The sequence below is a fragment of the Prevotella sp. ne3005 genome (assembly GCF_900110085.1).
Lineage (GTDB): Bacteria > Bacteroidota > Bacteroidia > Bacteroidales > Bacteroidaceae > Prevotella.
In genome coordinates this window covers 20085-46621 of sequence record NZ_FOCK01000014.1, presented here as the reverse complement: position 1 = coordinate 46621, position 26537 = coordinate 20085, and the positions used below count along the sequence as shown (strand labels likewise).

General features: G+C 51.1%; 22 protein-coding genes. 12 read left to right on the top strand and 10 right to left on the bottom strand.

Features of this window, described 5'->3' with window-relative positions:
* Window positions 1–68: 68 nt before the first annotated feature.
* Both dnaG and cls read left to right on the top strand, forming a co-directional pair.
* A complete protein-coding gene (gene dnaG / locus BMY16_RS14945) occupies window positions 69–2015 on the top strand; it encodes a DNA primase (RefSeq protein ID WP_091844105.1) in 1947 nt (648 codons plus the stop codon).
* Entirely contained in the window at window positions 2012–3424 is a 1413-nt protein-coding gene (cls, locus tag BMY16_RS14940) for a cardiolipin synthase (protein WP_091844103.1), read from the top strand. The genes dnaG and cls overlap by 4 nt, the downstream gene beginning before the upstream one ends.
* Here the strand turns inward: cls and BMY16_RS14935 are convergent.
* Together BMY16_RS14935 and BMY16_RS14930 are read right to left on the bottom strand one after the other, a co-directional pair.
* Entirely contained in the window at window positions 3396–3968 is a 573-nt protein-coding gene (locus BMY16_RS14935; RefSeq protein ID WP_091844099.1) for an RsmD family RNA methyltransferase, read from the bottom strand. The genes cls and BMY16_RS14935 overlap by 29 nt on opposite strands.
* On the bottom strand, window positions 3965–4765 hold the full coding sequence (locus BMY16_RS14930; RefSeq protein WP_244513078.1) for a DUF3822 family protein: 801 nt from the start codon (window positions 4763–4765) through the stop codon (window positions 3965–3967). The genes BMY16_RS14935 and BMY16_RS14930 overlap by 4 nt, the downstream gene beginning before the upstream one ends.
* A 156-nt stretch (window positions 4766–4921) precedes the next feature.
* On the opposite strand from BMY16_RS14930, the gene BMY16_RS14925 reads away from it, so the two are divergent.
* Window positions 4922–6349, top strand: coding sequence for an ATP-dependent DNA helicase (locus BMY16_RS14925; RefSeq protein ID WP_091844097.1), 1428 nt, complete (start codon window positions 4922–4924; stop codon window positions 6347–6349).
* A 65-nt stretch (window positions 6350–6414) separates the two neighbouring features.
* Here the strand turns inward: BMY16_RS14925 and BMY16_RS14920 are convergent, their stop codons facing one another.
* Window positions 6415–6822 (bottom strand): DUF4332 domain-containing protein, encoded by a 408-nt coding sequence (locus BMY16_RS14920; RefSeq protein ID WP_091844095.1) that lies wholly within the window; start codon window positions 6820–6822, stop codon window positions 6415–6417.
* Window positions 6823–6943: 121 nt separating this feature from the next.
* On the opposite strand from BMY16_RS14920, the gene rmuC reads away from it, so the two are divergent.
* Complete coding sequence (gene rmuC / locus BMY16_RS14915) at window positions 6944–8266, top strand: DNA recombination protein RmuC (RefSeq protein WP_091844093.1); 1323 nt, start codon at window positions 6944–6946, stop codon at window positions 8264–8266.
* A 94-nt stretch (window positions 8267–8360) separates the two neighbouring features.
* Window positions 8361–8921 (top strand): 4'-phosphopantetheinyl transferase family protein, encoded by a 561-nt coding sequence (locus BMY16_RS14910; RefSeq protein WP_091844091.1) that lies wholly within the window; start codon window positions 8361–8363, stop codon window positions 8919–8921.
* On the opposite strand, the gene BMY16_RS14905 is transcribed toward BMY16_RS14910, so the two are convergent.
* Window positions 8922–10505, bottom strand: coding sequence for a helicase HerA-like domain-containing protein (locus tag BMY16_RS14905; protein WP_091844089.1), 1584 nt, complete (start codon window positions 10503–10505; stop codon window positions 8922–8924).
* 274 nt (window positions 10506–10779) lie between these two features.
* Between BMY16_RS14905 and BMY16_RS14900 the strand changes: the two genes are divergently transcribed.
* From BMY16_RS14900 to BMY16_RS14875, 6 genes are read left to right on the top strand one after another with little or no spacing between them, the layout of a single operon-like run.
* Complete coding sequence (locus BMY16_RS14900; protein WP_091844087.1) at window positions 10780–11928, top strand: alpha-amylase family glycosyl hydrolase; 1149 nt, start codon at window positions 10780–10782, stop codon at window positions 11926–11928.
* Between the two features lie 8 nt (window positions 11929–11936).
* The gene (locus BMY16_RS14895) at window positions 11937–12248 is read left to right on the top strand and encodes an STAS domain-containing protein (RefSeq protein WP_091844085.1); all 312 of its coding nucleotides are present in this window, start codon (window positions 11937–11939) and stop codon (window positions 12246–12248) included.
* Window positions 12249–12276: 28 nt separating this feature from the next.
* Entirely contained in the window at window positions 12277–14436 is a 2160-nt protein-coding gene (gene glgX / locus BMY16_RS14890) for a glycogen debranching protein GlgX (RefSeq protein WP_091844083.1), read from the top strand.
* Window positions 14437–14460: 24 nt separating this feature from the next.
* On the top strand, window positions 14461–14865 hold the full coding sequence (locus tag BMY16_RS14885; protein ID WP_091844081.1) for an ATP-binding protein: 405 nt from the start codon (window positions 14461–14463) through the stop codon (window positions 14863–14865).
* On the top strand, window positions 14858–16765 hold the full coding sequence (locus tag BMY16_RS14880) for a SpoIIE family protein phosphatase (RefSeq protein ID WP_091844079.1): 1908 nt from the start codon (window positions 14858–14860) through the stop codon (window positions 16763–16765). Before BMY16_RS14885 ends, BMY16_RS14880 begins: the two co-directional genes overlap by 8 nt.
* A 3-nt stretch (window positions 16766–16768) precedes the next feature.
* Complete coding sequence (locus tag BMY16_RS14875; RefSeq protein ID WP_091844077.1) at window positions 16769–16948, top strand: hypothetical protein; 180 nt, start codon at window positions 16769–16771, stop codon at window positions 16946–16948.
* A gap of 9 nt (window positions 16949–16957) precedes the next feature.
* Here BMY16_RS14875 and BMY16_RS14870 read toward each other — a convergent pair whose 3' ends face one another.
* The 5 genes from BMY16_RS14870 to BMY16_RS14850 form a co-directional block, all read right to left on the bottom strand.
* On the bottom strand, window positions 16958–17956 hold the full coding sequence (locus BMY16_RS14870) for an ORF6N domain-containing protein (RefSeq protein WP_091844076.1): 999 nt from the start codon (window positions 17954–17956) through the stop codon (window positions 16958–16960).
* A 390-nt stretch (window positions 17957–18346) separates the two neighbouring features.
* A complete protein-coding gene (locus BMY16_RS14865; RefSeq protein ID WP_091844074.1) occupies window positions 18347–19309 on the bottom strand; it encodes a peptidoglycan DD-metalloendopeptidase family protein in 963 nt (320 codons plus the stop codon).
* A gap of 118 nt (window positions 19310–19427) precedes the next feature.
* Window positions 19428–21521 carry an ATP-dependent DNA helicase RecG gene (gene recG / locus BMY16_RS14860; protein WP_091844072.1) on the bottom strand — a complete coding sequence of 698 codons (2094 nt, stop codon included), beginning with the start codon at window positions 21519–21521 and terminating at the stop codon, window positions 19428–19430.
* Window positions 21522–21524: 3 nt separating this feature from the next.
* Window positions 21525–22187 (bottom strand): 2-C-methyl-D-erythritol 4-phosphate cytidylyltransferase, encoded by a 663-nt coding sequence (locus tag BMY16_RS14855; protein ID WP_091844070.1) that lies wholly within the window; start codon window positions 22185–22187, stop codon window positions 21525–21527.
* A gap of 27 nt (window positions 22188–22214) precedes the next feature.
* Window positions 22215–22787 carry a DJ-1 family glyoxalase III gene (locus tag BMY16_RS14850; protein ID WP_091844068.1) on the bottom strand — a complete coding sequence of 191 codons (573 nt, stop codon included), beginning with the start codon at window positions 22785–22787 and terminating at the stop codon, window positions 22215–22217.
* Window positions 22788–22905: 118 nt separating this feature from the next.
* Between BMY16_RS14850 and BMY16_RS14845 the strand changes: the two genes are divergently transcribed.
* Window positions 22906–23790: an NAD kinase gene (locus tag BMY16_RS14845; protein ID WP_091844066.1), complete on the top strand. Its 885-nt coding sequence runs from the start codon at window positions 22906–22908 to the stop codon at window positions 23788–23790.
* Here BMY16_RS14845 and BMY16_RS14840 read toward each other — a convergent pair whose 3' ends face one another.
* On the bottom strand, window positions 23791–26397 hold the full coding sequence (locus BMY16_RS14840) for a glycoside hydrolase family 3 C-terminal domain-containing protein (RefSeq protein WP_091844064.1): 2607 nt from the start codon (window positions 26395–26397) through the stop codon (window positions 23791–23793).
* Window positions 26398–26537: the final 140 nt, after the last annotated feature.

Sequence of the window (26537 nt, the reverse complement as noted above, 5' to 3'; positions counted from 1 at the left end):
CAAAATTACAAAGAATTTTTGAAATTCGATGGCATTATTGAAAAATATTTGTACCTTTGTAGGCGATTATGATTGACAGGGCGACGATAGACAAGATTATGGATGCCACGAACATTGTGGACGTGGTGGGAGAGTTCGTGACGCTGCGGAAGGCAGGCGTGAACTACAAGGGCCTGTGCCCCTTCCACGACGACACGACGCCTTCGTTCATGGTGTCGCCCTCGAAGCAGATCTGTAAGTGCTTTGCCTGTGGCGAGGGTGGTACAGCTATCAACTTCCTGATGAAGCACGAGCAGATCACCTATCCCGAGGCCCTGCGCTGGTTGGCGAAGAAATATAACATCGAGATTGAGGAAAAAGAGCTCACCGACGAGGAGAAACAGCAGCAGAGTGACCGTGAGTCGATGCTGGCTGTGAACGAGTGGGCGATGAAGTACTTCCAGGATATGCTGAAGAACGACCCCGACGGCATCGCCATCGGTAAGCAGTATTTCCGTAGCCGTGGTATCCGCGATGATATCATCGAGAAGTTTAACCTTGGCTATGCCCTGCCCAAGCGCGATGCCTTGGCCCTGGCAGCACAGAAGGCAGGATACAAGGCGGAGTTCCTCGTCAAGACAGGGCTATGTTTTGAGAAAGGAGACAAGGAGAAAGGTCTCCTTGACCGCTACGCTGGGCGCGTGATTTTCCCTTGGCTGAACGTGAGTGGTAGGGTGGTGGCCTTTGGCGGACGACTGCTCGATGCCCGTACCAAGGGCGTGCAGCAGAAGTATGTGAACTCACCCGACTCCGAACTCTACCACAAGGAGCGCGAGCTCTACGGACTCTTCCAGGCGAAGAAGGCCATTGCCAAGGAAGACCGCGTGTTTATGGTGGAGGGTTATACCGACGTGATTGCCATGCACCAGTGCGGACTGGAGAACGTGGTGGCCAACTCAGGTACGGCGCTCTCCATCCATCAGATCAAACTGTTGAGGCGCTTTACGCAGAATATCACCTTATTATATGATGGCGACGAGGCTGGTATCCATGCTGCCATGCGAGGTACTGACATGCTGCTGGAGGAGGGCATGAATCTGCAGGTGCTGCTGTTGCCTGATGGTGACGACCCCGACTCCTTCAGCCGCAAGCATTCGGCCCAGGAGTTCAGGGAGTATATCGAGAAGAACGCTACGGACTTCATCACCTTTAAGACGCGCCTGACGGTGGAGGGCATCACCGATCCCGTGAAGCGAAGTGAAGCCATTGGCGGCATCGTGAAGAGCATCTCGCTGATTCCAGACCAGATACTGCGCTCTACCTACCTCAGCGAACTGGCCCAGCGCCTGGGCATCAAGGAGCAGACGCTGCTGAACTCGATGAACGGGATGATTGCCAAGAACAAAGAGGAGAAGGAGAAACAGGCAGAAAGGGATGCAGAGCGGCAGGGCACTCAGCAGGAGCAGCCACAGTTTATCGGGCTGCACACCATCGACGAACAGACCCGCGAAGTGGAAAAGCTGTTGGTGAAGGCCATTATCCGCGATGGCGAGAAGGTGATCTTTGAGAATGTGGAAACGGATGACGGCGGTACGACTGATATGACGGTGGCGCAGTATGTGGCCTACGACTTAGGGGCTGACGCACTGAGCTTCCACGACGAGCGCTATAACCAGATACTCGACGAGGCCGTGGCCCATAGCGGTGAGCCGGACTTTAAGGCCGAGGCTTATTTCCTGCACCATCCTGACATGGAGATAGGGCAGTTGGCGGCGGAGTTGGCCATAGATCGTCATCAGTTGGGCAAGGGTTTCGAACTGAAGGAGCGTGAGGGCGGCTTGCGCCAGCATGTGCTCCATCTGGTGCTCGACCTGAGGATGGACATTGTGGAGAAACATCTGAAGGAGATTACGAAGCAGCTGAAGGAGGTGGGCAAGGACAATGAGCAGATGATGAAACTGCTGGAGGAGTTTAAGGATACCCAGCAGTTGCGTGACGCTCTGGCCAAGCAGCTCGGTAATGATATCATTGTATGAATTGGAACGTCATATTATTCAGTATCTATGAGGTGATCGTCATTCTGGCTATCATCCACGTGATTCTGGACAATCGCCAACCTGCCAAGACGATGGCCTGGGCACTGGTGATATGGTTTGTTCCGTTCGTGGGCATCGTGTTCTATCTCTTCTTCGGCATCAACACCCGTAAGGAGCGCTACGTGAGCGACAGGACCATGAACATGCTGACGAAACGCTCGATGCTGGAGTTTGCAGAGCAGCAGAATCTGAAGCTGCCCGAGAGGTATAAGCCCCTGATAGACCTTTTCGTGAACCAGAACCTGTCGCTGCCCTTCAAGGACAATGAGGTGGAGGTGTGTATGAACGGCACAGAGTTCTTTCCCTCGCTGTTGAGGGATATAGCCCAAGCCAAGAGCCATATCCATATCGATATGTATATCATTGCCGACGACGCCCTGGGCCTTCTGGTGGCCGATGCCCTGATAGACAAGGCGAGGGAGGGCGTAGAGGTGAGGCTGATCTACGACGATGTGGGTTGTTGGAACGTGAAGCACCGTTTCTTTGAAAGGATGCGCGAGGAGGGTATCGAGGCCGTGCCGTTTATGCCTGTACACTTCCCCCAGTTTACGAGTAAGGTGAACTACCGCAACCACCGTAAGATCATCGTCATCGACGGACAGGTGGGGTATATCGGAGGCATGAACATCGCCCTGCGCTATGCCAGGGAGTCGTGGCGCGATACGATGCTCAGGGTGACGGGCGGTGGTGTGTATGCCCTGCAGAGGGCGTTTCTCGTGGACTGGTATTTCGTTGACCGTTCACTGCTCTCCGACAGGAAATACTATCCGTCGATAGCTGACGCGACGCTCTCGAATGACACCATCTCACAGGTGGTCACCAGCGGTCCTGTGACACCTTATCCAGAGATTATGCAAGGGTATGTGCGCATCATCATGGGCGCACGCCGATACCTGTATATCGAGACCCCTTATTTCCTGCCCAACGAGTCGGTGCTTTTTGCCCTGAAGACGGCCGCCCTGGCAGGTGTCGATGTGAAGGTGCTCTGTCCTATGCACAGCGATGCCCGCTTTGTGGAGTGGGCCAGTCGCAGCTATCTGCGCGAGGTCGTGGAGGCAGGTGTACAGGTAAGTCTGTATAAGGAGGGATTCCTCCACTCGAAACTGCTGGTGTGTGACGATGCCATCGCCACCTGTGGGTCTACGAATCTCGACTTCCGCAGTTTTGAGAATAACTTCGAGGCCAACATCTTCTATTATGGCGAGGATGTGGCGCTGAAGTTGAAAGAGGTGTTCTTGAAGGATATGGAGCAGTCGGTATTGTTGACGAGTGTGCCCAGTCGCGTGAGCCGTAAGATAGTGGTAAGACTGTGGGAGAGTCTTACTCGGATGTTGTCTCCTTTGTTCTGAAAATCGAGAAGTTGACGCTGCCATAGCTGCGATGCTCCACAAAGTGGGGGTCGCTGGAGAAGTCGTGGTCTTTGCCATGTTCGAAGACGAAGATACCCTCGGGCTTGAGCAGGCCTTTTTCGAAGATGAGACCCGGAATCTGGGGCAGTTCTTTCAGGGCATAGGGAGGATCGGCAAAGATGAAGTCAAACTGCTGTTTGCACGACTTGATGAAGCGGAAGGCATCGCCCCGGATACATTGAACATTGAACATTGAACATTGAACATTGTTGCCCTGAAGTTTGCGGAAGCACTCTTGGATGAAGCGGTGGTGGTCGCGATCCATTTCGACGCTGATGACGTGGGCACAGCCGCGCGATACCAGTTCGAGGGAGATGCTGCCGGTGCCAGAGAAGAGGTCGAGGGCTGTGGCGCCTTCAAAGTCCATATAACCCGTCAGGACATTGAAGATGTTCTCCTTGGCAAAGTCGGTGGTGGGTCGTGCCTTGAAACTCCTTGGAATCTCAAAGTGCCGTCCCTTGTATATGCCTGTAATGATTCTCATCGTCCTTTGATTAAGAGTGCCATCAGGTCGTAGGGCATGCCTGCAATCTTAGTGGCAGGAGCCTTCTGGAAGTCAGCAGCGGGGTTGATGATGTAAGCCTTCTGGAGGAAGCGCTTCAGCTCCTGGAGGAGCCATTCGCGTTCGGGGATGTCGCCCACGATATGCATCTCGTCGTGAACAGCCTCCATGTGTAGTTGCTTCCAGACGTAGAGCAGGAAGTAGAGAGCGTCGTGGGCGTGGCTGGCCTCAAACGAGTTGCAGAATTTGAAGCGGTTCTGCTGGAAGCTGAAGATGTCGAGCTGCTTGTTGTGGAAATAGCCGTAGAGTTTGTTGCGGTGGCCTGTGAAACTGCGCTGGTGGAGGTGATGCCACACTGGGGTCATCGCCTGGATGAATTGTATCTCGTCGAAACGGTCGGCAATCACACCTGCCACATCCTTGCTGACGGCAAAGAGGCAGACGGCCTTCAACTCGGGTAATACGTTGTAGTGTATGACACGACGGCCTGACTTGTTGGGGAATGTATGGTTGAAGAGAGCTTCCATCTCATCTTCCTCAAACTGCTCGATGGGCACCAGCATGGAAGGTGTATCCACCAACACCTGCACCCTGCGCGTATCAGTGGCCATCAGATTCACAGTCTTGAAGGCCTCGTGCAGGTTGGCAGTCATGGAGATGCCACCCTTGACGATGAAGGGCTCGTAGATGACCGGCTGCTCCGTGTCGGTAGCGTTGGGCATCGTGAAGGAAAGCGAGTTCTTCCCTAAGCGTATGATCAACTTTCTCTTGTCCATCATTTTCCGTTAACCACACTGGCGATGCAGAGGACGAGCAGTCCTACGGCAATCATGGCCAGGATGATGTTAGTCAGTTTGTCATTGATTTGCATAATCGGGCACAAAGTTACGAATATTTTTGTAAACCACAAAATATTTAGTAACTTTGTAGCCGAAATGATTCAAGACGAACTGAAATACCGTATCTGTCAGGCATTGGGCTTGACGCCTACGCCAGAGCAGGAGCATGCCCTCGACGTCTTTTCCTGGTTTATGACCGATAGGGAGGAACATGCGGTGATGATCCTGCGCGGTTCGGCGGGTACGGGAAAGACCACGTTGGCTGGTGCCATCGTCAAGGCGATGGTGGCACTGAAACAGAAGCTGATACTGCTGGCACCTACGGGGCGAGCAGCCAAGGTGTTCTCGCTCCATTCCGGCCATGACGCCTATACCATCCATCGTCGTATCTATCGTCAGAAATCAGCTGGCGACCTCTCCGTCTTTAACCTGAACGTGAACCTGAACCGCGATACCTTATTTATTGTCGATGAGGCTTCGATGATCAATAATCAGGGTTATGGCGATTCGGCCTTTGGCAGTGGCTGTCTGCTCGACGACCTGATGCAGTTTGTGTATAATGGGCAGAATTGCCGTATGCTGTTGATTGGCGACAAGGCCCAGCTGCCACCTGTGGGCGAGGATGAGAGTCCTGCGCTGATGGCCGAGGTGCTGAGGGCCTATGGCATGAAGGTCTTTGAGTGTGACCTGAATCAGGTGCTCCGTCAGAGTGAGGACTCGGGCATTCTTTGGAATGCCACGAGAATCCGACAGATGGTGACGCATGACGAGATGACGCAGTTGCCTATGATCAGTCTCCATGGTTTTGCAGATATCCAGGTGGTGCCTGGCGACGAGCTGATAGAGTCGTTGGCCAGCAGTTACAGTCGTGTGGGATTGGATGAGACCATCGTCGTGACGCGCAGCAACAAACGGGCGAACATCTATAATCAGGGCATCCGCAACACTGTGCTCGACCGTGAGGAGGAACTCTGTCGTGGTGACCAGTTGATGATTGTGAAGAACAACTACTATTGGACGGAACAGTCGAAGGAGATAGCCTTCATCGCCAATGGTGACATTGCCATCATACAGCGCGTGAGGAACATCCACGAGCTCTACGGCTTCCGCTTTGCAGAGGTGACCATGACCTATCCCGACTATGATAACTATGAGCTGACGGCCATCGTGGTGCTCGACTCGCTCACCACAGAGGCGCCTGCCCTGACAAGAGAACAGCAGGAACAGCTTTATCAGGCGGTGCTGGAGGATTATGCTGATGTGCCCTTCAAGGCCGATCGCATCAAAAAACTGAAGAGCGACAAGTATTATAACGCTCTTCAGATAAAGTATGCCTATGCCGTTACCTGTCATAAGGCACAAGGTGGACAATGGGCGCATGTCTATCTCGACCAGGGGTATATGACTGACGATATGCTCAGTCCTGACTATATCCACTGGCTCTATACGGCCTTCACCCGTGCCACGGAAAAGCTCTATCTCGTCAACTGGCCCAAGACCCAACTCTCTTGTCATTTCGACTAAGCGAAGCGCATGGAGAAATCTCATGAGATTCCTCGACTACGCTCGGAATGACAAAAGCGAAGCTTTTAATACGTTACCTTCGGTTCCAGTTCTTTGGCCTGATCGATCATCTTCTGGATCTCACTGACAGCAGGCACACGGTTGCAGATGTTCTTGGCGTCGTTGGTCTCTACGAGCTTGGGCTGCAGATTCTCTGCCACACGATGACGGAACTCTTTCACGGTGTCGACGCCAGCGGCCTCGAGCAGTTCGGCAAACTGAGGACCTACGCCATTGATACGGAACAGGTCGGCATGGTTGGTCCAACGCAGGATCAGTTTCTCGCTGATGCCAGTGGCCTCAGCCAACTCCTTACGGCCCTTGGGGGCAGCACACTTCTCGAGCAGTTCGCTCACCTTGTTAATACCAGCGGCTGTCAGCTTCTCTGCATAAACGTCGCCTACACCTTCGATGTCGATAATCTTGTAATCCATAATCCTAAAGTTTTTAATGATTGATAAGAACGTTTTCTTGCTGCAAAAATAAATAAATTATCTGAGAAATGCAATTATTTAAGTGTTTTTTTGTAATTTTGCCACAAAATCATTAAACAGCATGGTAGTCTTATATATAATAATAGGTGTGGCAATAGGGGCTGTGGCACTCTATCTGCTGATGGACAGAAAGATGGACGTGCTCCGTATCGAAGGAGGCAAAAAGGATATCGAACTCTCGATGAAAGGAGAGCAGTTGGCGGATGCCACCAGTAGGGTGCGCCATCTGGAGGCGGAGAACAAGGAACTGCATGCCAAGGCTGAGACGCAGGGCAGGGAACTGGAGCTGATGCACCAGCAGATGGAAGAGGTGCGTGGCGAGAAGCAGGAAGAACAGCAGAAACGCGATGCCCAGTTTATGACTATGGCCCAGCAGGTGCTGGAACGTAGTGCCTCAAAGCTGAAGGAGTCGAATACGGAAACGATGACGGGTATCACCCAACCCTTGAAGGATGCTATCGCCAACATGCAGAAGGCCATCAGTGAGAATCAGAAAGAGAGTGCAGCCCATTCGGCCTCCTTCCGTGAACAGATGATCCAGATGATGCAGCAGACGCAGCAGCTGGGGGAGAAGACGGAGGGTCTGGCCAATGTGTTGCGCAGGGATAATAAGGTGAGTGGTAACATGGGAGAGATTATCCTGGGTGATTTGCTCGCCAGTCAGGGACTGACAGAGGGCATCCACTACGAGGTGCAGGCCCGATTGCGCGACGAGATGGGGCGTCCGCTAAAACATGATGAGACAGGGCGGGAGATGCAGCCCGATGTGATCCTGCACTATCCGCAGGGACAGGATGCCATCGTCGATTCGAAGGTGTCGCTGGTGGCGTATGAGAAGTATGTTAACGCTCAGACGCCAGAGGAGAAGGAACGTTTCCTGCAGGATCATATCAAGAGCGTGCGCCAGCATGTGAATGAGTTGGCACGTAAGGACTATTCCAAATATATCAAGAACGGTCGTGAAACGGTTGACTTCGTGATTATGTTCGTGCCCTTCGAATCGTCGTTGCAGTTGGCCCTGGCCAATGACCCTACACTCTGGCGCGAGGCATTTGAGAAGAAGGTCTTTGTGACGGGCGAGCAGAACCTCTTGGGTATCCTCCACATGATCCATATCGCCTGGGTACAGAACCAGCAGGCAGAGAATCAGGAGAAGGTGTTCGGACTGGCAGAGCAGTTGCTTGACCGCTTAGGTGACTTCGTACAGCGTTACAATGAACTGGGCGAGAAGATCCATAAGGTGCAGGAGGCCTATGATAGTGCGAACAATAAACTGATTACGGGTCGCCAGAGTGTGGCACAGAAGGGACGTGAACTCGTAGACCTGGGTGCCAAGGAGAATGTGAACCGTAAGATTCCCATGCCAGAAATAGGACTGGAGTGAAGGTCGCGATTAAGTGAGAGCAGAGTCAAGCTTGCTTGAGCTATGCCGAACGTGAGCGAGCTCGATGTGAAACATCAAAGGTAAAAATGAAAAAATGCGGGTATTGGTAAGCGAGGATATCTGGGAGTTTGATCTCGAGGCGGCTTTGAAGGAAATTTCTGAGCAGCGTCGGGAACAGGCCTTGAAGTTCCGACATGAACAGGGACAGCGACTCTGTGTGCTGGCCTATCGGCTTCTGAAACAAGCCCTTCGTGAGGAGTATGGTATCACCGAGAATCCAGTCTTTACATACAACGAACATGGCAAACCCTCCATCGTGGACCATCCTGAGATATTCTTCAACCTCAGTCATTGTAAGGAGGCAGCAGTCTGTGTCGTCAGCAATCAGCCCATAGGTGTCGACGTGGAGAGCTTTCGTGAGTATAAGGATAACCTGGTCAATTACACCATGAATGAGGAAGAGTGTGCGCAGATTCATTCCTCGGAGCATCCTGAAGTGGCTTTCATCCGTTTCTGGACCATGAAAGAGGCCACCATGAAACTCATAGGTACGGGTATCAGCAACGACATGAAGACGGTGATAGATACCCGGAAATATAAATATACCACTGTCGAGCGACAGCGGTATATCTATACAGTTTGCGAGAATCTTTAATTATTTCACTAAGTTGCCAAGTATGTCGCGTGTCAGTTCCTTGGTGATGGAACGCGTGGCGGCACTTGTGGCATTCTTCACCACACGACCTGTGGCAGAGGTCCTCGACTTGGTCTTCTTACCTGTCACCTTGTCGCTTACGTAGGTGCCAAGAATGGTGGCAAGGGTAGAGGTGATGGCTGTGAGCACAGCCTTCCAGACCTTACTCATCATGCCCGCCTTTTTCTTCTCGGCCTTGACCTCTCCTGGCTTCGGAATGTCGATCTCCGTCTCCTGCTGCTGTTGCTCTGCTAGCTGTCGCTCTGCATCGGCCATCAGCACCTCGAAGGCACTCTCGCGGTCGATGGGCGTATCATACTTACCATAGATGCGACTCTGCTTGATGATGTCGAGACGCTGCCCCTCGGTAACAGCCCCAATCTGACTGAGAGGGAACAGAATCTTTGCACGCTCCACCATGGTGGGCGCACCCTTCTCGTCGAGGAAGCTTACCAGGGCCTCGCCCGTTTCGAGGTTCATGATGGCTTCATCAGTCTTAAACGACGGATTGGCACGGAAAGTGTCAGCTGCAGTCTTGACGGCCTTCTGATCCTTCGGGGTATAGGCACGGAGTGCGTGCTGCACACGGTTACCGAGCTGTCCGAGAATGTTCTCAGGGATATCCGTAGGACTCTGGGTAATAAAGTAGATACCCACACCCTTGGAGCGGATGAGACGGATCACCTGTTCAATCTTGTCGAGCAGGGCCTTCGAGGTGTCGTTGAACAGCATGTGGGCTTCGTCGAAGAAGAACACAAGCTTGGGCTGAGGCAGGTCGCCTACCTCAGGTAGGGTGGAGTAGAGTTCCGACAGCAACCACAGCAGGAAGGTGGAGTAGAGCTTGGGCTGCAGCATCAGCTTGTCAGCAGCCAGCACGTTCATCACACCCTTGCCTCCCTCTGTCTGCATCAGGTCATAGATGTCGAACGAAGGCTCTCCGAAGAACTTATCGGCACCCTGGTTCTCCAGCTGCAACAGGGCGCGCTGGATGGCACCTACGGTAGCAGTGGAGATGTTGCCGTATTTCGTGGTGTACTCCTTGGCATTCTTCGATACCCAGTCGAGCATCGAACGCAGGTCTTTCATGTCGAGCAACAGGAGCCCGCGTTCGTCAGCGATACGGAACACGATATTCAGTACACCGTCCTGCGTCTCATTCAGTCCTAACAGGCGACTGAGCAACATGGGACCCATCTGAGAGATAGTGGCACGCATGGGGTGACCCTGTTCGCCGAATACGTCGAAGAATCGTACGGGACAGCTCTGGAACTCTGGGTTCTCGATGCCGAACTCAGGCATGCGCTTCTCGATGAATCCACTGAGTTTTCCCACCTGAGAGATACCGCTGAGGTCGCCCTTCATATCTGCCATGAAGCAGGGCACGCCTGCCTGGCAGAATGTCTCGGCCATCACCTGCAGGGTAACGGTCTTACCTGTACCTGTGGCACCCGCAATGAGTCCATGACGGTTTGCCATCTTACCAGTAATGCTGAGCGCGCCATTGGCGCAATGGGCAATATACAGCCCTCTTTCTTTGTCGTACATAAGATTTATAGTTTATGTTATTTTCTTTATTTGATACATTTCCGCAGCAAAGATACAAATATTTATCAAAATAGAATAAGAATCGATCAACTTTTTTATGAACTATTTCTATTCGATATCAGCGGGATAATGTTAATTATGCGTAAATTTTGGGAGAAAAAGAGTAAATGGATATGTTTTTGGAAACCTAAAGCTTGATAATTAGGAAATAATTGGTTATTTTTGCACATTGAAATAGTTAAAGTAAGAATCAAGAACTATAAAAATAACAGCTATGAGTAACTGGTTTGACAACATCCGAATCTATCATCTGTTGATTGACAGATTCAACGGAGGGTGGCAGGTGCCGCCAAAGAGTGAGAATGTCTTTTGCGGAGGAAACCTGCAAGGCGTGATTGAAAAGCTTGACTACATCAAGGAACTGGGCTTCAACGCCATCATGCTCTCGCCTATCTTCAAGTCGGCAAATTATCATGGGTATCATACCTTGAACTTCGAAGATGTCGATCCGCACTTCGGTACGTGGGAGGACTATCAGCAGTTGCTCGATCTGGCCCACGATAAGGGTATAAAGATTATCTGCGACTTTGTACCTAACCATTGCTGGTATCAGGCACCTATCTTTGAGCAGTCGCTGCTGAAAAATGGTGGTAAGCATCGCGACTGGTTCTTCTATCCGAAGGAGGACAGCGATGAGTTTGTCTCGTTCTTGGGCTTCGGCGACCTGCCAAAGTTTAATCTGACGAACCCCGAAGTAGCCAGTTTCATGATTGACAAGGCAGAAAAACTCGCTCGCATGGGCGTGGATGCTTTCCGCATAGACCATGCGCTGGGGCAGCCGCATCGTTTTCTGAAGGATCTTCGCGATAGTCTGCAGGCCATCCGCAGCGACATCATCGTGTTTGGTGAGGTGTGGCCATTTGGCATTGGTCCGCAGTTGGCTGGACAGCTGTATTTCAAGACAGACGCCAGATTACAGGAGTTCCTGGCACAAGACACAAAGCCCTTTAGTCAAGACGATCTGCAGGCCGACTACGTGGATACACTGGATGGTGTTCTTGACTTTGCTTATCGCGACATCCTCTTAGAGGAAATCCGTGCAGGTCGGGGCATTAAGGGCAATCAGACCCTGCGCAGTAAGATTGCCGACCATTTCGCCAAGTATCCTGCCGACTTTAAGTTGGTATTGTTCTTGGATAATCACGACACCGACAGGTTCATGTTCGATTGTCATGACGATGTGAACCTGTTGCAGGAAGCTATCGACCTGACGATGGAATTGGCTCGCCCGTTCTCTTTCCTCTATGGCACAGAACAGCTGATGACCATCACGAAGACCATCTTCAACGCTGAGCCCTATGCCGATCTGCGTGTGCGCAACTGCATGGATTGGGCGAAGGCTCCACAACTACGAATCAAATAACCGATTGTATGGATTTTGAAGTATATCAAATAGGCGAACAGCTGGACTCTTTCAATTCCCAGGAAGTGCAGGATGGTATCAAGGCCATTATGGACAAAGGTTCTAATGTGGTGATTGACATGACTGCCTGTGACTACATCTCAAGTACAGGCTTGCGCGTGTTGCTCTATTCCAAGAAGGTGACAGCCGCTAAAGGACTGAATCTCTATCTGGTTGGAGTCCGCGACAAGGTCAAAGACGTCATGGAAGTCACTGGCTTTAATACCTTCTTCGAATCTTTCAGTACGATGGAAGAATGCATGGAGAAGGTAAAAGAGTAAAAAGGTAAATCAGTAAAAGGGAAAAACGATGAATAGAGTCGATCTGTTTCCTACACACGAGTATAAGGGACTGAAACTGCGGCCAGGCAGACCTTATCCGTTTGGTGCTATGGTCTTTGGCAATATGGTGAATTTCTCGGTATATTCCCGTTATGCCACTGACTGCACGTTGGTACTCTTCCACAACCGCGAGGAGAAGCCGTTTGTCGAGATCCCCTTCTTCAAGGAGTTCCGGCTGGGTAATGTGTTCTCGATGATCATCTTCGACCTGGATTATGAGAACATAGAGTATGGCTTCCGGATGGATGGTCCCTTCCTTCCAGAAGAAGGCCATCGCTTCGATAAGTCGAAGATACTGCTCGACCCTTACGCAAAGCTGATTGTAGGTCGTGATGTTTGGGGGGAACAGCCCAATTGGGATGGCCTCTACCAGTATCGTGCCCGTGTGGTCTTCTCCGATTTCGATTGGGAAGACGACCTGCCATTGGAAACGCCCGTCAACGACCTCATCGTCTATGAGATGCACGTGCGCAACTTCACGTGTGGTGCTGCCTCTGGTGTGAAACACCAGGGAACGTTTGCTGGCATCATCGAAAAGATTCCCTATCTGAAGGAACTGGGTGTCAACTGTGTGGAGCTGATGCCCATCCATGAGTTCGATGAGTTTGAGAACCATCGTGTCTCGCCAGTTGACGGACGCCCGCTTTATAACCTCTGGGGCTATAGCAACGTGGGATTCTTCGCCCCCAAGGCTGCCTATGCCTCTACGGGTAGGTTCGCCATGCAGGTGGATGAGCTGAAGAACATGGTGAAGCAATTGCACAAGAACGGCATCGAGGTGATGCTCGACGTGGTGTTCAACCACACCGCCGAGGGCAATGAGCAAGGACCCTATATCTCCTATCGTGGCATAGACAATAAGACCTATTACATGCTGACGCCCGATGGACATTATTATAACTTCAGTGGCTGTGGCAACACCCTGAACTGCAACAACCCCAATGTGCGCGACATGATTGTCGAGAGCCTCCGCTACTGGGTCACCGACTACCACATCGATGGTTTCCGCTTCGACTTGGCAGCCATCCTCGGACGCGACCAAAACGGTAATCCCATGTCGAACCCGCCATTGCTCGAATCACTGGCTCACGACCCCATTCTTGGCAAGACCAAACTCATCGCTGAGGCTTGGGATGCTGGTGGACTCTATCAGGTGGGCTCGTTCCCGTCATGGGGGCGCTGGGCCGAGTGGAATGGTAAGTTCCGCGATAGCATGCGCCGTTTCCTGAAGAGCGACGAAGGGGTGCTTGGTGATGTGAAAGAGCGCATCATTGGCTCGCCCGACCTCTATGCCTTGCAGGGACGAGGCATTAAGGCCAGCGTGAACTTCATCACGGCACACGATGGTTTTACGATGATGGACCTCGTGTCGTATAACGAAAAGCATAATGAAGCCAACGGTGAGGACAATCGCGATGGCGAAAACCATAATAACAGTTGGAACTGTGGCTGCGAGGGAGAAAGCGATGATCCCGACATCAACCGCCTGCGTCACCAGCAGGTGAAAAATGCCATCTCCATGCTCATGGTGAGCCAGGGTATACCCATGGTGTTGTCGGGCGATGAGATGGGCAACTCTCAACAAGGCAATAACAACGCCTATTGTCAGGACAATGAGATTGCGTGGCTCGACTGGAACAACCTGGAGAAGAATGCTGATATCTTCCGCTACTTCAAGCATATCATCAAGTTCCGTCGTCAGCACAAAGTGCTTCGCTACGAAGATCACCTCTTTCACCAGGACTATCTGGGCCTTGGCTACCCTGACTTCTCTTGGCATGGTGTGAAGGCATGGCAGCCCGAAAGCGGCTATAACAATCTCACAGTGGCGTTCATGCTCGACGGACAATATGCTGCCACCGATGGTGTGCCCGATGATTTCATCTATGTGGCCATGAACATGCACTGGGAGATGCATGGCTTCGAACTGCCTCAGCTTCCTGAAGGCATGGCTTGGCATGTATTTGCCAATACAGGCATGCCGTCGCCCGAAGATATCTTCGAACCAGGCAAGGAGCCTCTCGTTGAGAGCCAGCACGAGGTGCTTGTCGGCCCGCGTTCCATCATCATCCTTGTGGGAAAGGCTGAAAGGAAAAAAGGTAAAAGGGGGAAAAAGGTAAAAAAGTAAAAGGGTAAAAAGGTAAAAAAAGGTATGAGCAGACTTCATTTCCAACCTATCAAAGAGCAGGGCAGCCAGATACTTGAAGAAATCCTGAAGTCACCAGAGATCTCTTCTTGCAATAAGGATGTAGCCATGACGTTGAAGTTAGCTTGCGAAGAAATTGTCGTTAATGTGACGTCGTATGCCTATCCAGATGGTTCCGATGGCTTTTTGGATGTGGATATCCAGAAAAATGATAGTATCGTGATTCGTTTCGAGGATGGTGGCGTGCCTTTCAACCCCTTGGAGCATGAAGATCCTGATACCACTCTGTCATGGGATGAACGCCCTATTGGTGGACTTGGTATCTTTCTCGTCTGCAGTACGATGGATGATGTCCGCTATGCCTATGAAGATCATAAGAATGTGTTGACTATAGAAAAGAAATATGAGTAAGAGCAAACTGTCGCGTCGTATCACTTGGCGCGTTATCGGGATTATGTCGTTCTTCTATGTGCTGATCATAGGAACCATACTTTTTTCTGTCTTTAATACTTCGCTCATGAACAGCAGCATGCGAGGGCAGTATGTTGTTAACGGGGTAGTGGGCAGGATCGAGTCGATGCTTCGGGCCGTGCAAATAGCGGCGGCCAATAACCGTGCCGAGATTGAGAGAAACTTAGGGAGCCCGGAACAGGTCTTTGATGCCTTGGAACGCGAGATATATGTGAATGATAAATTCATTGGCTGCTTTGCCGCCTTTGAGCCTGACTATTTCAAAAGTCAGGGCCGCTGGTTTGAGGCCTATCTTTACCATGTCGACAGTACTCGTCTTGAGCGCAGGCAGATTGGTTCACCAAGCCACGACTACTTCAATGGCCCTTGGTATAAGAAAGGAATAAGTCTGGACAGACAGCATGAAGGGTATCTGACACACCCCTATTTTGATAACTCCATCGACAGTGCTACGTACTGCAGCTACGTGCTGCCCATCGTTGATCCTCAGGGTCGCAAGGTGGGTGTGTATGGCGTTGACGTGAAGTATTTGTGGATTAACACCGTCATGGACGAGGTGGAGGAAACGGTTAAAAGAGAATTCTTCGACAGCGATGAAAGCATACAGGATCGTGAAGGTAATAACATCTTCTCTATCCAAATCATCGACAACAAGGGGAACAGGATCTTGGGATCAGACTCCCTTGACGTCAATATCCTCAAAGCAGAGCAAGAGAACGTGTTCTCCGAACTAGAAATGAAAGACCTGAAGGGCACACCTTATTATGTTAATTTCAAACCAATACCCTTTACAGATTGGCGAGTGGCTGTCGTACAGCATCGCACCCTTGTGTTTATGTGGGGTTTCATACTTGCCTTATTCATCCTGTTCAGCATGGTGATTGGTTGTCTGGTCATCTTCTTCTTCATAAGTTGGAGCATCCGCCGCATTACTAAGCCATTGGGATTCCTCTCTGAGTCGGCCAATGAGGTGGCAAAAGGAAACTTCGACGCGCCATTGCCCACGTTCAAGCACGACGACGAAGTGGCTCAGCTGCGCGATTCGTTTGGCACCATGCAAGAGTCGCTGAAGCAATATATAGAAGAACTGAAGGAGTCAACGACTGCGAAGGCATCCTTGGAAAGTGAGCTCCACATTGCGCACAATATCCAGATGTCCATGATACCCAAGACGTTCCCCGCCTTCCCCCAACGAAATGACATAGAGCTCTATGCTTCGCTGACACCTGCCAAAGCTGTTGGTGGTGACCTCTACGACTTCTTCATTCGCGACGAGAAGCTGTTCTTCTGCATTGGCGACGTATCTGGAAAAGGCGTGCCTGCCTCGTTGGTAATGGCTGTCAGCCGTACGCTCTTCCGTAACATCTCTTCCCATACCGAACAACCAAGCCATATCGTGGATATGATGAACGTGAATGTCTGCGAGGGCAACGAAAGCTGTATGTTCGTCACGCTATTCGTTGGCGTGCTCGACTTGAAGACGGGCCATCTGCGTTACAGTAACGCAGGACACGATGCGCCCTACCTCCAAGCTTCCATGCTTCCCTGTGATCCCAATCTCCCCATTGGTCTCATGCCAGAACATGAATACTCGGAACAAGAAATCACGCTTGCTCCAGGTTCGACACTCTTCCTCTATACCGATGGCCTGACTGAGGCAGAGAATGCTCGCCAAGAGATGTTTGGAAGAAAGCGTGTCGAGGATGTGATCTCGTCTTTCTCAGGCACCCCTCAGCAGCTTATTGAGGTTATGACAGATGCTGTCCACCAGTATGTCGGAGAAACAGAGCAGAGTGACGACCTTACTATGCTCGCCTTCAGTTATGAAGGCTCTCAATGAGAGTTGTCTGAAAGCAGTGTCCTGTTTCTGAGCTCTGCGGATACCTGCTTGGAGAATGAGACGGTGTGGTTAACGCAGGCTCAGATGGCAGAGTTGTTTGAGACTGACCGTACATCCATAGTTCGCCACATTAATAATAACTGCAAGCGCAAGGACTTCTGTCCAGACCCCATTTTAGCATAATAGAATAGTCTAATCCAACAGGCCTAATACTGTCTCAGGAGTAGTTTGCATTTTGGTGATGGCACATAAGCCAATGCCCATGTCCTTCACGCTGGCACCAAGTAGATAGACCTCATCATCGATGATCAGGAACCTGTCATGATTCCTATGGGGCAACTGTGTGAACTTGATTTCACGTTGCTGGGCATTATGCTTCTGGAGATCGGTAAGGAATGACTCACTGTATCTGGAATGGATCATCGCCTCTACCCCATCACTCCGTTTGTCTAATAGCGACAGTACACGATCATCCACAAAGTTATCGATCAGCACTATGCGCCATTTGGCACTCCTCACCAGATCAGAAACGTATGACCAGGCATCCCAAACACACCCTGTAGCGAATATCTGTTCAGTTAGAAGCTTGGGGGAGTTGGTATCCATCTTATCAAGAATGAGGTCAATTTTTTCGTCAGTTTGCTCCTTCCATTTCTTATTCTCAAGTTGTTGCATTTCCAAATGATCAAGGAGCTGAAATATGTGAGCATTTGAAGAGAGGTAGCGACGCATACCAACAAAAGCATCCATAATTCTGATACTTGTATCAACAGCCTTTTGGCTGGACAGAACAGCAGAAAGCATTGATAATCCCTGTTCTGTGAAAGCATATGATGGAGAATTTGAATGTTTTAGGTTTTTGAACCGGTCACAATTTGTGACCAGTTCCCGCATTTCATCTTTAGTCAACTGGAATCTATACCTTTCGGGGAAACGAGCAATATTTCTTTTGACTTTTTGATTCAGAACTTTTGTTTCTACCTGGTAAAGCATAGCTAAATCCCTGTCAATCAGCACTTGTTGGTCTCTGACGACAACTATTAACTTTGCGATATCAATCTCCTCAATTGGCATGATTTCTACTTCATTATTTAACTGGTCGCAAATTGCGACCGGTTCTTTCAACTTATTACATTCCGTAACCTGTTCACTTGCTTTTTTACCAGCATTATTCCTTGGGGTCTTTTCCATATTACCAAATTTTTAATTAACTGGCTACAAAGGTAACCAATTCCTGTGACATCACAAAAATTTGTGGCAAGAAAATAAGAAAACTATCGTTTTCTCCTAGCTCTGTCCCAATACGGCTGTAATTGGACAACCTCTTGAGTTGAAAAGATAGTCTTTTGCGGGTCAAAAGATAGTTTTTCGTGTTCAAATAGAATGTCTCTTGAGCATAAAAAGACGCACTTTTGCTCTAAAAACCCCATTTTTATGTAGGCTTTATGTAGGCTGCAATTATGCTAGTTTGCTGTATATCAGTCAGTTGCCGCTATTCTATGTAGGCATGTAGGCTGAAAAGCTCACTTAACAAAAAAGCCTCAGCAAATCAGCTGAGGCTTTCTGTGTGGGCGTTGTATCTTAGTTGTACTTTAGAATCTGTCCAGGCATCAGGCGGATGTTCCTGCCGATGCGGTTCAGCTTACAGAGGGCATCGACGGTGGTGTGACACTTGCGGGCAATGGCCTGGAGCGTCTCACCTTTCTTAACCTTGTGCAGGTGTACCTCGGGTGCGAAGGATGCTGACGGAGCTGCGATGGCGAGCTCGGAGTCATCGTCGGCATCAGAGCTGAAACGGCTGTTGCTGTTACCTCCGGCATTGGCGCCACGCAGACGGGTAGCCTGGGCTGACTCTGCTGCATAACGGCTACGGCGGAAGGTGTAGAAGTCGCCAGTGACATCCTGATTGCGGAAGTCGAACATCAGGGCGGGGTTCAGAGCCACACCACAGAGACGGGTCTCGAAGTGGAGGTGAGAACCTGTGCTACGACCTGTGTTACCACCAAGGCCGATGGGCTCACCAGCTTTGACTTCCTGATTCTCATGGACGAGCTGGGCGGACATGTGACCATAGTAGGTCTCCAGACCGTTGTAATGGCGGATGACGACATATTTGCCGTAGCCACGAGGCTCGTATTTCACGACACGTACCTTGCCACTGAAAGCAGCGCGGATGGTGTCACCAATGTATACCTTGATGTCGAGACCCTTGTGCTGGCGTCCCCAACGGGCACCGAAGTTAGAGGTGACGACACGACTGTCGGTAGGCATGCAGAAACCGCGCAGGTCGATGGTGGCCTCATCGGGGAGGGCTGCACCAGAATAATGGGTGAGCTGATTGTCCCACTCATCATAGAGGTCGCCTGCAGGGTTTTCGAACATTTCCTGTTCAATCAGTTTGTTGAGTACTATGGAATCGACAGCTTTCATTTTCCTGTCAACAGGAGCCTGACGTGCCAAGAGGTCCTGTCCCTGAGAAGGGATGGAAGTGAATGACATGAGTGCTAATATTGCAGCTGTTTTAAAGACTTTACTTGTTATCATCTGGGTTCTGGTTTGCTTGTTAGAGTGAAAAACACGATGCAAAGGTAGTAAATATATTCCGAAAACATGCAAAAAGCTGTTTCCGTTAACAAAGTTTTGTGTTGTTTTAACACTTTCTCTAGGAAATCGCAGCCCAATTAATATTTGTTTTGCGTAATTGGCGCAAACGATTCCAGAGCAAATCGTACTTATTGGATTTACATTCCGGGTCTTCGTCGATAATTTTCTGGGCTTCGTCACGAGCCATCTGAACGAGTTGCCCGTCACGCGCAATGTCTGCAATCTTCAAATCGAAGGCCATACCGCTCTGTTGGGTGCCTTCAAGATCGCCAGGACCGCGCAGCTTCAGATCGGCCTCGGCAATACGGAAGCCGTCGTTGGTGTCGCACATGATGTCGATGCGCTTGCGGGTGTCCTCACTGAGTTTGTAGGGGGTGACGAGTATGCAGTAGCTCTGGTCGGCACCACGACCAACACGCCCTCTGAGCTGGTGTAGCTGGGCAAGGCCGAAGCGCTGTGCCTCAAGGATGACCATGACGGAGGCATTGGGCACGTTGACACCCACTTCAATGACGGTGGTGGCGACAAGAATCTGCGTCTCACCACTGACAAAGCGTTGCATCTCTTCTTCCTTGTCCTTAGGTTTCATGCGACCATGCACTTTGCTGAGACGGAATTCTGGGAAGGCTTCTTTCAACACCTCAAAGCCATCCTCCAGATTCTTTAGGTCGCTCTTCTCACTCTCCTCGATAAGGGGGAAGACGATATACACCTGACGCCCCTCGTGGATCTGTTGTCGGATGCCATCGTAAAGGGAGGTCATGCGGGTGTCGAAGACATGGGTGGTGCGTACGGGCTTGCGACCAGGTGGCAACTCATCGATGACGCTGACGTCAAGGTCGCCATAGAGGGTCATGGCCAACGTGCGGGGGATAGGGGTGGCCGTCATTACCAATACATGTGGGGGATTCTGGCTCTTGTTCCATAGTTTGGCGCGCTGGGCGACACCAAAGCGGTGCTGCTCGTCGACAACGACAAAGCCGAGACGGGCAAACTGCACAGTATCTTCTATGACGGCATGGGTGCCAACGAGAATCTGTACCGTACCGTCGAGCAGGCCTTCGAGCACCTCCTCACGTCGCTTGCCCTTGACGATGCCAGTGAGCATGGCTACACGGATGTCCATCCCCTTGAGGAACTGCATGATGGTCTGGAGATGCTGCTCGGCAAGTATCTCCGTAGGGGCCATGATACAGGCCTGGTAGCCATTGTCGATGGCCATGAGCATGGACATGAGCGCCACGAGGGTCTTGCCGCTGCCTACATCGCCTTGTAGCAGACGGTTCATCTGGCGCCCGGAACCTACGTCGACCCTAATCTCACGGAGTACCCGCTTCTGGGCTTCCGTCAATGGGAAGGGGAGGTTGTTGTGATAGAAAGAGTTGAAGACGTCGCCCACCTTGGAGAAGACATATCCCCTGTATTTACGCCGCTGGTCGCTGGCATAGCGGAGGATGTTGAGTTGGATGAAAAACAACTCTTCGAACTTCAGTCGCACCCTGGCACGCTCAAGACTCCTGGCTTCCTGTGGGTAATGGATGGTTCGGAAGGCCTCGTCGCGACTCATCAGGTGGCGACTGCCTATGATAAAGTCTGTCAGGGTTTCCGGCAGGGTGGGGAGACGTTCGACGAGGGTCTTTGTCAGGCGTTCGATGGCGCGCGAGTTCAGTCCCGATTTCTTCATCTTCTCCGTCGTGTTGTAATAGGGCTGGAGCCCCATGGAGGAGATGTCTACTTTCGAGGCGTCGTCGAGGTCGGGGTGGGTGAAGTTGATGCGGTTGTTGAAGACGGTGGGTTTGCCAAAGACCAGGTATTCCGTACCTATCTTATAGTTCTGTTTGGCATACTTCCCGCCATTAAACCAGGTGAGATCGCAGATGCCTGTGCCATCCGTGAAATGGGCTACGACACGCTCTTTGCGAGGTCCCATGGCGAAAGACTCAAAACTGAGGATACGCCCTGTTACCTGCACATAGGGCATTTCGCCCGTCAGTTCGTGGATGGTGTAGACCTTCGAACGATCTACATATTTATAAGGATAATACTCGAGCAGGTCACCATAGGTCTCGATGCCGAGCTCATTGCTCAGCATCTTCTTGCGGTTGGGGCCTACGCCCGGCAGGAACTTGATGTCTTGCTCCAGTATGTCCATCCCTTATATCAGCACCTCGGCTATTTTCAGGTCGTAGGGTGTGGTGATCTTGATGTTCTCACGATTTCCTTCGACGAGGGTGATGGCATGACCATACGATTCCACCACAGAGGCATCGTCAGTAAAACCATCATTGTAAGGCTGACGATTGGCAGCCTTAAGCAACTGAATGTCGAAGGTCTGTGGGGTCTGCACGAGACGATAGTCGCCACGGGGTACGGTGACGGATGAGTCACCCTCCAGATGGCGCACTGTCTCTACCACAGGGATGACGGGGATGACGGCTTTGGCTGTACGGGCCGTCTCGTAGCAGTTCTTGATGACCTCGATGCTGGGGAAGGGGCGCACACCATCGTGAACGCCTACTACACCTTCTGCGTCGTCAGGGACTAAGGCCAGACCGTTTTGCACAGAATGGAAGCGTGTCTGCCCACCATTGGCCAACTGATACTTTACTTTGAAGTCGTATTTCCCACATAGCTCCTGCCAATAGGCCTGTTGAGCCTCTGGAAGCACCAGGATGATCTGCAGGTCGGCTGAATATTCACGAAACCGCTCGAGGGTGCGCATCAAGACCGGTTTCCCGCCAATGGGCAGGAACTGTTTGGGGATGTCGCTTCCCATGCGCAGGCCTTTCCCTCCTGCCACAATAATAATATAGTCCACTTTTTACCTTTTTACTTTTTTACCTTTTTACTTTTCCATCAGGTGCTTGAAGCGCATGCCCTCTGCAATCTGGTCGGAGGTCTGTTTGTCGACAAGCTGAGTAAGAAGTTCATAGGCATAGGGGAAGGCTGCAGCGGGACCCTCGGCTGTCGTCACGTTGCCATCGACAGTCACCAAGTCGCCAGTGTAGGTGGCACCTGCAGCGTCGAGTGCCTTCTCGAAGCCAGGATAGCAGGTGGCCTTCTTGTCATTGAGAACACCGAGCTGAGCGAGTACCACAGCAGGAGCAGCACAGATGGCAGCCACCTTCTTGCCAGCCTCGAACTGTGCCTTCACAGCCTGACAGACACCCTCATGCTCAAACAGGTTGCTGGCACCAGGCATGCCACCAGGCAACATCAGCAGGTCGGCATCGGCATAGTCTGCCTGATCGAACTGGATATCGGCCTCGATGCTCACACCATGAGCCGATTCTACGAGTGGAAACTCTGTGGTGCTGACTGTTACAACCTCTACACCGCCACGACGCAGTACGTCGATGGGAATCAGGGCCTCGACATCCTCGAAACCGTCTGCTAAGAATACATAAACTTTTGCCATAATCTTCACTATTTTGGGTTTTCTGACCGCAAAGATACGAAATAAAAATGAAAAAATCATTCTTTCATTCTTTCATTCTTTCATTTTTTGTTATTTTTGCACCCAAAACGTATACATTATGGAACATCGCAGACTCAGGTTCGCCCTTTTGGGCAACATTTATCAGGCACGCAAATCAGCCAGTATCCAGAAGGTGCTCTCGTGTATCACCAATTTTGGTGCAGAGCTTTATGTCGACATGGAGTATTATTACTTCCTGAAGGATAACCAGCGACTCGATGTGAAGGCAACGAAGGTGTTCTCCGATGATGACTTTGATGCCGACTTCGTGATCTCAATGGGTGGTGACGGCACGTTCCTGAAGGCAGCCAGCCGCGTAGGGAAGAAGAATATTCCTATCTTAGGTGTCAATATGGGCAGACTGGGCTTCCTGGCGGACATTAGTCCTGACGATATTGAGCATTGTCTGGAGGCACTCCATAATGATGATTTCGCGGTGGAGTCGAGGGCGATGATCCAGGTAGAGGCTGATGGCGCTCCGTTGGGGGATTTCAGTTATGCACTCAATGACGTGGCTATCCTGAAGCGCGACACTGCCTCGATGATTTCCATTCGTGCGAATGTCAACAGTCAGTATCTTAATACCTATCAGGCTGACGGACTGGTGATTAGCACGCCTACAGGTTCTACTGCCTATAGTCTCTCGAATGGCGGTCCCATCATCGTACCAGGAACCAAGGTGTTCTCCATGACGGCTGTAGCACCTCATTCCCTTAATGTGCGCCCCATCGTATTGGCTGACTCTTCCGTCATCGAACTCGACGTGGAGAGCCGCTCCCACAATTTCCTCGTGGCTATCGACGGACGATCGGAGAAATGCAAAGAGGGCACTCGGATTACGCTCCGTCGTGCCCCCTTCGATATCAAGGTCGTCAAGCGATCAGATCACCGCTATTTCAATACCTTGCGAGAGAAAATGATGTGGGGTGCTGATACCCGCTGATCATTTCACTGTAAAATCAATGGCTTTCAGGTCCTTGTCCAATGACGAGGTGCCGTAGAGTATCTGATAGCGACCTGCCTTGGTGGACAGTTCGTCGATGCTCTCGTCGTAGTATTCGAAGGCCTCACCATCCAGTTCGATGGTGGCTTTCTGGGTCTCACCAGCCTTCAGTGACAGCTTCTGGAATCCCTTCAGGGCCTTGATGGGAGCACCCGCATCGTCGAGGGCCTTCACATAAACCTGAACAGTCTCTGTACCTTCACGCTTGCCAGTATTCGTGACGGGAACGGTAATCGTTACCTTGCCATTCTTCTTCATCGACTTGGCAGAGATCTTGGCATCGCCCACGTTGAAGGTGGTGTAGCTGAGGCCATAGCCAAAGGCATACTGAGGCTCACCCGTGAAGTAACGGTAGGTACGGTTCTTCATCGAATAGTCGAGGAAGTCGGGCAGGTCGTTGTTAGAGCGATAGAAGGTTACGGGCAGCTTGCCACCAGGGTTGTAGTCGCCAAAGATGACCTCTGCCAATGCCTTGGCACCACCCTGACCTGCATACCAGGCCTGAATCAGTGCGTCGTACTGACCCTCGACACTACCAAAGGCGATAGCTGAACCAGAGCAGTTTACGAAGATGACAGGCTTTCCGGTCTCATGCATAGCCTTCACCAGCATCTGCTGAACCTTTGGCAGCTCGATGTCCTGTTTGTCGCCACCTTCGCCTTCCATCTGGGCAGAGATACCGCCAATGATGATAATGGCATCGGCCTCACCGGCTTCTTTGGCCAAGTCATTGAAGTCTACAAGGATACGCTCGCAGATGTCACCACGCAGCATGGCGAACTGTCCGTTGCCGTGCTTGTATTCAATCACGATGTCGTAGGTCTTGCCTTCCTCGACGGGGAACGACTTGTACTCAGGTTTGCGTCCGAAGCCAAAGAAACGACGTCCACCAGCCTGTGCCTCTTCCACCACTTCGCCATTTACCTTCAGCACATAGCCGTTATCTGTGGTAAGTGTGTATTTCATCTCACCAGTAAAGGTGGCTACATACTTACCGCTGACGCGTACAGACAGTGAGTCGCGACTTACGCCCTGAGCAAATCCCCAGGCTCCGAAAGTGGAGAAGTTCAGTTCGTTGTAATAGTCGGTCTTGGCAGGCTCGCCCGCTAATTCCTTATTATTGAAGAATTCCACCTTTGCTCCCTTACCGTCGTTGAAGTCCTGCAGATGGTGGATGGTACGGTATTCGTCGTTCAGTTCACAAGCCTTCTGATAGATCACCTTCGCACCAGGCACAGCGGCCTTGATGCCCTCTAAGAGTGAGTGCTTGTGGTTGTCGGTTGGTGTGCCACCATAGTTGCCGTTCAAGAGTTCTACATCATCAGCATTAGGTCCTAAAACGGCGATGGTCTTGATGCTCTTCGACAAAGGCAGTACCCCACCTTTATTCTCCAACAGCACCATCGACTCGCGTGCAGCCTGAGTGGCCATCTCATTGTTTTTCTCGCTGCTGATGACCTCAGGACCGAGTTTCGCCCAAGGCAGCATCTCAGCAGGATCGAACATGCCCAGTTCGAAACGTCCCATAAGGGTCTTGCGCAGATGGGCATCGAGGTCGCTCTCCTTGATGAGGCCTTTCTTCAAGCCCTCAACGAGTGACATGAACACCTTACCACACTCCAGGTCGGTGCCGTTCAGTACGGCATCGACAGAGGCGGAGAGTCCGTCCTTGTGGGTCTCATGTTGACCTTTGTTGAAGAAATTGTTGATGGCATCGCAGTCGGTGAGCACGATGGCGTCGTAACCCCATTTGTTGCGCAGGATATCGATGAGCAGACGATCGCTTGTACAACAGGGCTTACCCTCAAATCGCTGGTAGGCACACATCACCTCACGTACATTACCTTTCTTTACGAGTGCCTTGAAGGCTGGCAGATAGGTCTCCCAGAGGTCACGGTTTGTGGGCTCTACGTTCATCGAGTGGCGCAGAGGCTCCGGACCGCTGTGTACGGCATAGTGCTTGGCACAGGCGTGGGTCTTGAAGTATTTGTCATCGTTACCCTGCATGCCCAATACGGTCTGCACGCCTAAGACGGCATTCAGATAGGGATCCTCACCACAGGTCTCCTGACCACGGCCCCAACGTGGATCACGGAAGATGTTGACATTCGGGCACCAGAAGGTGAGTTCCGGGTTGCCAGGATAGTAGATGACGCCCATGGGCACGTTGAACAGCTTAGGATCGTTGTGGTCAGTACGGTTCCAGTTGGCACGGGCCTCGTCGCTCACCTGTGAGAATACATCGTAAAACAGTTGGGCATTAAAGGCTGCAGCCATGCCGATGGGCTGGGGATAGACGGTATAGCCCCCCTGGCGCACACCATGACAGGCCTCGCTCCACCAGTTGTAAGACGGGATGCCAAGTCTGTCTACAGATATCGACTTGTTCATCATCAGTCCTACTTTCTCCTCTGGCGTCAGCAGACTCAATAAGTTCTCTACACGTTCTTTGTTCGACAGTTTCGTATCCAGAAACGGATACTTCGCCTGCGCCATCGCAGCCGTTCCCAGCATAGCCGAAATTACAAAAATAAATAGTCTCTTCATCGTTGAATGAATTAAGTTGGTTAGAAATGATGCAGCAAAGTTAGCGATTATTATTGAATGTACCAAATACACCCTTAAAGATTAATGATTTTTAATCATAAATACAATAATGTTCACGCGAGGCTAATGGTTAAATGGTG

What these genes read in the sequence shown, in the direction of transcription:
- BMY16_RS14930 (WP_244513078.1), bottom strand. Translation starts at nt 4,765, where the DNA reads ATGATGGACAAGAGAAAGTTGATCATACGCTTAGGGAAGAACTCGCTT.
- BMY16_RS14905 (WP_091844089.1), bottom strand. Translation starts at nt 10,505, where the DNA reads ATGTACGACAAAGAAAGAGGGCTGTATATTGCCCATTGCGCCAATGGC.
- recG (WP_091844072.1), bottom strand. Translation starts at nt 21,521, where the DNA reads ATGGACATACTGGAGCAAGACATCAAGTTCCTGCCGGGCGTAGGCCCC.
- BMY16_RS14925 (WP_091844097.1), top strand. Translation starts at nt 4,922, where the DNA reads ATGATTCAAGACGAACTGAAATACCGTATCTGTCAGGCATTGGGCTTG.
- BMY16_RS14895 (WP_091844085.1), top strand. Translation starts at nt 11,937, where the DNA reads ATGGATTTTGAAGTATATCAAATAGGCGAACAGCTGGACTCTTTCAAT.
- BMY16_RS14920 (WP_091844095.1), bottom strand. Translation starts at nt 6,822, where the DNA reads ATGGATTACAAGATTATCGACATCGAAGGTGTAGGCGACGTTTATGCA.
- dnaG (WP_091844105.1), top strand. Translation starts at nt 69, where the DNA reads ATGATTGACAGGGCGACGATAGACAAGATTATGGATGCCACGAACATT.
- BMY16_RS14870 (WP_091844076.1), bottom strand. Translation starts at nt 17,956, where the DNA reads ATGGAAAAGACCCCAAGGAATAATGCTGGTAAAAAAGCAAGTGAACAG.
- BMY16_RS14880 (WP_091844079.1), top strand. Translation starts at nt 14,858, where the DNA reads ATGAGTAAGAGCAAACTGTCGCGTCGTATCACTTGGCGCGTTATCGGG.
- glgX (WP_091844083.1), top strand. Translation starts at nt 12,277, where the DNA reads ATGAATAGAGTCGATCTGTTTCCTACACACGAGTATAAGGGACTGAAA.
- BMY16_RS14840 (WP_091844064.1), bottom strand. Translation starts at nt 26,397, where the DNA reads ATGAAGAGACTATTTATTTTTGTAATTTCGGCTATGCTGGGAACGGCT.
- rmuC (WP_091844093.1), top strand. Translation starts at nt 6,944, where the DNA reads ATGGTAGTCTTATATATAATAATAGGTGTGGCAATAGGGGCTGTGGCA.
- BMY16_RS14900 (WP_091844087.1), top strand. Translation starts at nt 10,780, where the DNA reads ATGAGTAACTGGTTTGACAACATCCGAATCTATCATCTGTTGATTGAC.
- cls (WP_091844103.1), top strand. Translation starts at nt 2,012, where the DNA reads ATGAATTGGAACGTCATATTATTCAGTATCTATGAGGTGATCGTCATT.
- BMY16_RS14865 (WP_091844074.1), bottom strand. Translation starts at nt 19,309, where the DNA reads ATGATAACAAGTAAAGTCTTTAAAACAGCTGCAATATTAGCACTCATG.
- BMY16_RS14845 (WP_091844066.1), top strand. Translation starts at nt 22,906, where the DNA reads ATGGAACATCGCAGACTCAGGTTCGCCCTTTTGGGCAACATTTATCAG.
- BMY16_RS14850 (WP_091844068.1), bottom strand. Translation starts at nt 22,787, where the DNA reads ATGGCAAAAGTTTATGTATTCTTAGCAGACGGTTTCGAGGATGTCGAG.
- BMY16_RS14935 (WP_091844099.1), bottom strand. Translation starts at nt 3,968, where the DNA reads ATGAGAATCATTACAGGCATATACAAGGGACGGCACTTTGAGATTCCA.
- BMY16_RS14885 (WP_091844081.1), top strand. Translation starts at nt 14,461, where the DNA reads ATGAGCAGACTTCATTTCCAACCTATCAAAGAGCAGGGCAGCCAGATA.
- BMY16_RS14910 (WP_091844091.1), top strand. Translation starts at nt 8,361, where the DNA reads ATGCGGGTATTGGTAAGCGAGGATATCTGGGAGTTTGATCTCGAGGCG.